Below are 4,388 nucleotides of genomic sequence, written 5' to 3'. Positions count from 1 at the left end.
ATTCCGGTGATGTGAAGCCATCTTAACGTAAAAAGCCATACACCAGTGAGCGATGTATGGCTTTATCACTGATTGCCGATTACAAAGCGGCGAATGCGGTTTTTGCTGCAGATAAGGTATGTTCAATTTCTTGCTGACCATGGGCCGCAGAGACAAAACCTGCTTCAAATGCTGATGGTGCCAGATACACGCCGTTATCAAGCATCAAATGGAAGAAGTGTTTGAAACGCTCTTGATCACAGGCCACGACCTGTTCGTAAAAATTCACCTCACTATCTTCGGTAAAGAACAGGCCAAACATACCGCCGACCTGATTCGTTGTCATTGGAATGCCGGCTTTATCAGCCAGTTCCTGCAAACCTGAGACTAGCGTTTCAGTGGTGCTGGTTAACGCGGCATGAAAGCCTGATTGCTGAATGAGTTTTAATGTGGTCAGGCCCGCTGCCATGGCGATGGGATTACCGGATAAGGTTCCTGCCTGGTAAACAGGTCCCAATGGAGCTATGTGCTCCATGACTTCTCGTTTGCCACCAAAGGCGCCAACGGGTAAACCACCACCGATAATTTTGCCAAATGTCGTTAAATCTGGAGTGACATTGTAATGGGCTTGCGCGCCACCCAAGGCAACACGGAATCCAGTCATCACTTCGTCAAAAATCAATACAGTACCGTACTCATCGCAAATGGCGCGCAGCCCTTCAAGGAATCCAGGCACGGGTGGAATACAATTCATATTACCGGCAACAGGCTCGATGATAATACAGGCAATCTGATCACCGGCCTCTTCAAAGCAGGCTTTGACAGACTCCAGATCGTTATAACGCAAAGTCAGGGTATGTTCTGCCAATGACGCAGGGACGCCGGCAGAAGAAGGAACACCTAAAGTTAACGCACCAGAACCGGCTTTCACTAGTAGGGAGTCAGCATGACCGTGATAACAGCCTTCAAACTTGACGATTTTGTCACGGCCGGTATAGCCACGAGCTAAGCGAATAGCACTCATTGTCGCTTCAGTACCAGAGCTGACCATACGGACTAATTCCATTGAAGGTACTATCTCACATACCAAGTCAGCCATCGTTGTTTCGATTTCTGTTGGGGCACCGAAACCTAAACCATGATTTACCGCCTCTTTGACAGCATCAAGTACTTCCTGATGTGCATGACCGACAATCATAGGTCCCCAAGAACCAATGTAGTCAACATACTTTTTGCCTGTCGCATCTGTTAGCCATGCGCCTTTTCCCTCGCGGAAAAACACGGGATCACCGCCTACACCTTTAAATGCGCGAACCGGCGAGTTGACGCCACCTGGGATATGTTTTTGGGCTTTTTGGAACAAATCGTGGTTATTTTGCATGCTGTTTCCTAATCGTCTCCGTTGTAACTGTGCGATAATTCTAAACTTATCTCATCTATTGTACTGATGATCATGAGTTTAAAACTACGATTACTGATTATAGTCAGCATCATTTTGCTGATTAACTTTGCTGCCGCCGGCTATTTCATGGTGCAAAACGCCAGATTAGCGCTTGCTCAAGAAATGGCCTCCAGTACGCAATTAGCGAAAGGTTTGCTGGTAAATGCGCTTCCGACATTACGTTTTTCTAATGATCTGAGTGAACGACTGACATTGATTGTCGATAGTGTCAGACATACCCGCCATATACGAGCCTGGTTTGAAGATATGCATGGCCAACCGCTAATTGGTCAGGAAGATCAAACCGGCTTTTTTAATAAACCTGATGCACCGGACTGGTTCATTCGTATGATGGAGCCTGAGGCCGTGGCCTTTAGACGCCTTATTACCAAAGGCAGTAAATCCTATGGTTATTTGGTGGTTGAAGCCGATCCCAGCGATGAAGTCACGGAGGTCTGGCAGGATATTCAAACGTTATTCTGGCTGGGTGTATTCTTCTTATTACTGATCTTGAGTCTGATTTATCTCGCTCTGCGTCAAGGCTTACGGCCATTGTCGCAATTGTCTGATGCCTTAGGCCATCTTGAACAGGGTGACTTTACAGCTCGTGTTGATACTTCTGCCGTAAAAGAGCTTAATCCTATCCAGATTCGTTTTAACCATATGGCCAGCGTGCTAGAAAAGACGATGGTCGAAAACCATGCGCTTGCGGGTAATATGCTCAGCTTGCAGGAATCCCAGCAGCGCGATCTGGCAAGAGAACTACATGATGAGTTAGCGCCATGTTTATTCGGGATTCGCGTTGATTTAGGTGAAATTGAACGAATTGCTGGCGAAAATCATTTGATCGAGATTGAAGAGAAAGTGGGGTCAGTCAAGACCATCACTAATCATATTCAATCTCTTGTGAGAAAAATGCTAAGTCGATTGCGTCCTATGACATTGGATGATTTAGGGCTAACCGAAGCATTAAGAGATATGTTGCATAACTGGCGTGAGCGCCAGCCAGAGATTGACTGGGAATGGGATTTTGTCGGTGAATTTGAATCCTTACCTGATACCTTACAGGTCACGATTTACCGTCTGGTGCAGGAATGTACGACCAACTGCGTACGTCATGCCCATGCCAGTCATGTAAAAGTTGAAGTACGCCGGGAAGCTGAGACAATTAAAGTCGCTGTGACGGATGACGGAAAAGGTCTGGATGCTAACTTGGTGAAAGGGTTTGGTTTAATTGGTATGCGAGAAAGGGTGTCAGCACTCGGTGGTCGTATAGCGTTTGATACGGAAGAAGGACGTGGTTTACAGGTCCGAGTGTTGATTCCATTAAAGGGTGAAACAAAAAATGAAACAGGCATTAACAATTTTGGTGGTGGACGATCATCCGATAGTCAGAGCAGGTTGTCGTCAACTGATTCAACAAATTCCCTCGGCTACAGTTCTCGAAGCTGAAACAGGCGAAGAAGGGTACCGCCTTTTTCAGGAGTCTCAGCCTGATATGGTGTTGCTGGATATTACACTACCAGGTGTCGGTGGTCTGGAAGTATTAAGACGTATCAGGGCTAACCGTGAAGATGCGAAAGTGTTGATGTTCAGTATGCACGAAGACCCCGTCTTTGCCTCGCGTGCGATGCAGTCTGGTGCCAGAGGATATATCACCAAGAATAATGCCGCGGATCACTTAGTGGAAGCGGTGAGTAAAGTACTTGATGGTAAAATTTATTTAAGTCCGGATATGGCTCAACAGTTAGCCATGTTGAATATAGATGCTGGTACGAGTGCTCTAAGTGATTTGTCGCGTCGTGAGTTGGAAATATTACGATTGTTAGGTGAGGGCAAGAGTATGACTGAGATTTCTGAAGTGTTAGGAATTAGTTATAAAACGGTTGCCAATAACCTGACGCAAATTAAAAGTAAGCTAGATATCAGTAAAACCGCAGAGCTGATGCGCTTTGCGATAAGTCATGGCATTGCATCGTAAATAATTGATATTGAAGGAAAGAGGAATAGGAATAATTTCCCGAGTTATTAGGATAAGTCGCTCATTTGCAAACGTCGGGCGATTTGTATTATGTATCTCAAGTTTATAGAAATTTCAGCTTCTATAGTCTTATGNNCTTGTATGTTTTTGAAAAGGAACATATTCCCGTTTTAAAAGGAGAAGTCGCTCATGGCGAATGGGCTTGCATTCAGTAAGCTGTATCACAAGTCCATAGGAATGTTCAGCTTCTATTGTCTTATATTTCTCTCTCCTTCTATGAAGGTTTCGCCAGATACAATTTGTATCTGGCTTTTTTTTGCCTGTAATTTTACAGAGAGCTTTCCCCACTTTCCATTCTCTTGTTAATATTCCTCTTTCGTTTACTGCCGTTAAGCGGCAAATAAGGGATTTGGAATTTATGCACCTCAAGCAAACCATCAAATGTGGTTGGCAGTTGAGTATTCTTATAGCATTGCCTTTTCTGGCCAATGCTGGCGCCTTAGATGAGGCGATTGATACTCAGGTCAATACCGATATCGCGGCACAAAAGTCTCAAGAAAAGATTGATAATTTGTCTGATGAAACCACGGATATGTTGGCAGAGTATCGTGATGTATTACGACAAACTCAAAGCCTCAAATCCTACAATGATCAGCTCGAGGCCCTCGTTGACTCTCAACAACAAGAAATGGCTTCAATTTCTGAGCAGCTCGATAATATTGAAACAACTCAGCATGATATTGTCCCGCTAATGCTGAAAATGGTAGATGTGCTGACTCAATTCGTCGAGCTTGATATCCCTTTTCTACAGCAGGAACGGCAAACACGTTTAGCGGCTCTTAATGCCATGATGGGACGCGCAGATGTATCCTTGGCAGAAAAATATCGCCGCATCATGGAAGCCTACCAGGTTGAAACGGAATATGGCCGCACTATTGAAGCCTACCAAGCCGATCTGCTTGAAGGTGAAACGAAAAAGACAGTCGA

General features: G+C 45.0%; 4 protein-coding genes. 3 read left to right on the top strand and 1 reads right to left on the bottom strand.

From position 1 onward, the window contains the following. Positions 1-79 precede the first annotated feature (79 nt). Positions 80-1,360: a glutamate-1-semialdehyde 2,1-aminomutase gene (gene hemL, locus B4K20_RS04125; protein WP_289243099.1), complete on the bottom strand. Its 1,281-nt coding sequence runs from the start codon at positions 1,358-1,360 to the stop codon at positions 80-82. Positions 1,361-1,432: 72 nt separating this feature from the next. Here hemL and B4K20_RS04120 point away from each other — a divergent pair, with 72 nt between their 5' ends. The 3 genes from B4K20_RS04120 to B4K20_RS04110 form a co-directional block, all read left to right on the top strand. Then, on the top strand, positions 1,433-2,872 hold the full coding sequence (locus tag B4K20_RS04120) for a LapD/MoxY N-terminal periplasmic domain-containing protein (RefSeq protein WP_289243100.1): 1,440 nt from the start codon (positions 1,433-1,435) through the stop codon (positions 2,870-2,872). Then, positions 2,766-3,401 carry a response regulator gene (locus B4K20_RS04115; protein ID WP_286303816.1) on the top strand — a complete coding sequence of 212 codons (636 nt, stop codon included), beginning with the start codon at positions 2,766-2,768 and terminating at the stop codon, positions 3,399-3,401. Before B4K20_RS04120 ends, B4K20_RS04115 begins: the two co-directional genes overlap by 107 nt. A 418-nt stretch (positions 3,402-3,819) precedes the next feature. Further along, positions 3,820-4,388, top strand: a 569-nt coding sequence (locus tag B4K20_RS04110) for a DUF3450 domain-containing protein (RefSeq protein ID WP_289281995.1), incomplete at its 3' end; no start/stop codon positions are given.

Source organism: Methylophaga sp. UBA5088 (assembly GCF_002414625.1).
GTDB classification, from domain to species: domain Bacteria; phylum Pseudomonadota; class Gammaproteobacteria; order Nitrosococcales; family Methylophagaceae; genus Methylophaga; species Methylophaga marina.
Note: the sequence above shows the minus strand (reverse complement) of the source record. Positions and strands in the feature narration are given on the sequence as shown.

Coding starts and splice junctions, on each gene's coding strand:
- hemL (WP_289243099.1), bottom strand. CDS start 1,360: ATGCAAAATAACCACGATTTGTTCCAAAAAGCCCAAAAACATATCCCA.
- B4K20_RS04120 (WP_289243100.1), top strand. CDS start 1,433: ATGAGTTTAAAACTACGATTACTGATTATAGTCAGCATCATTTTGCTG.
- B4K20_RS04115 (WP_286303816.1), top strand. CDS start 2,766: ATGAAACAGGCATTAACAATTTTGGTGGTGGACGATCATCCGATAGTC.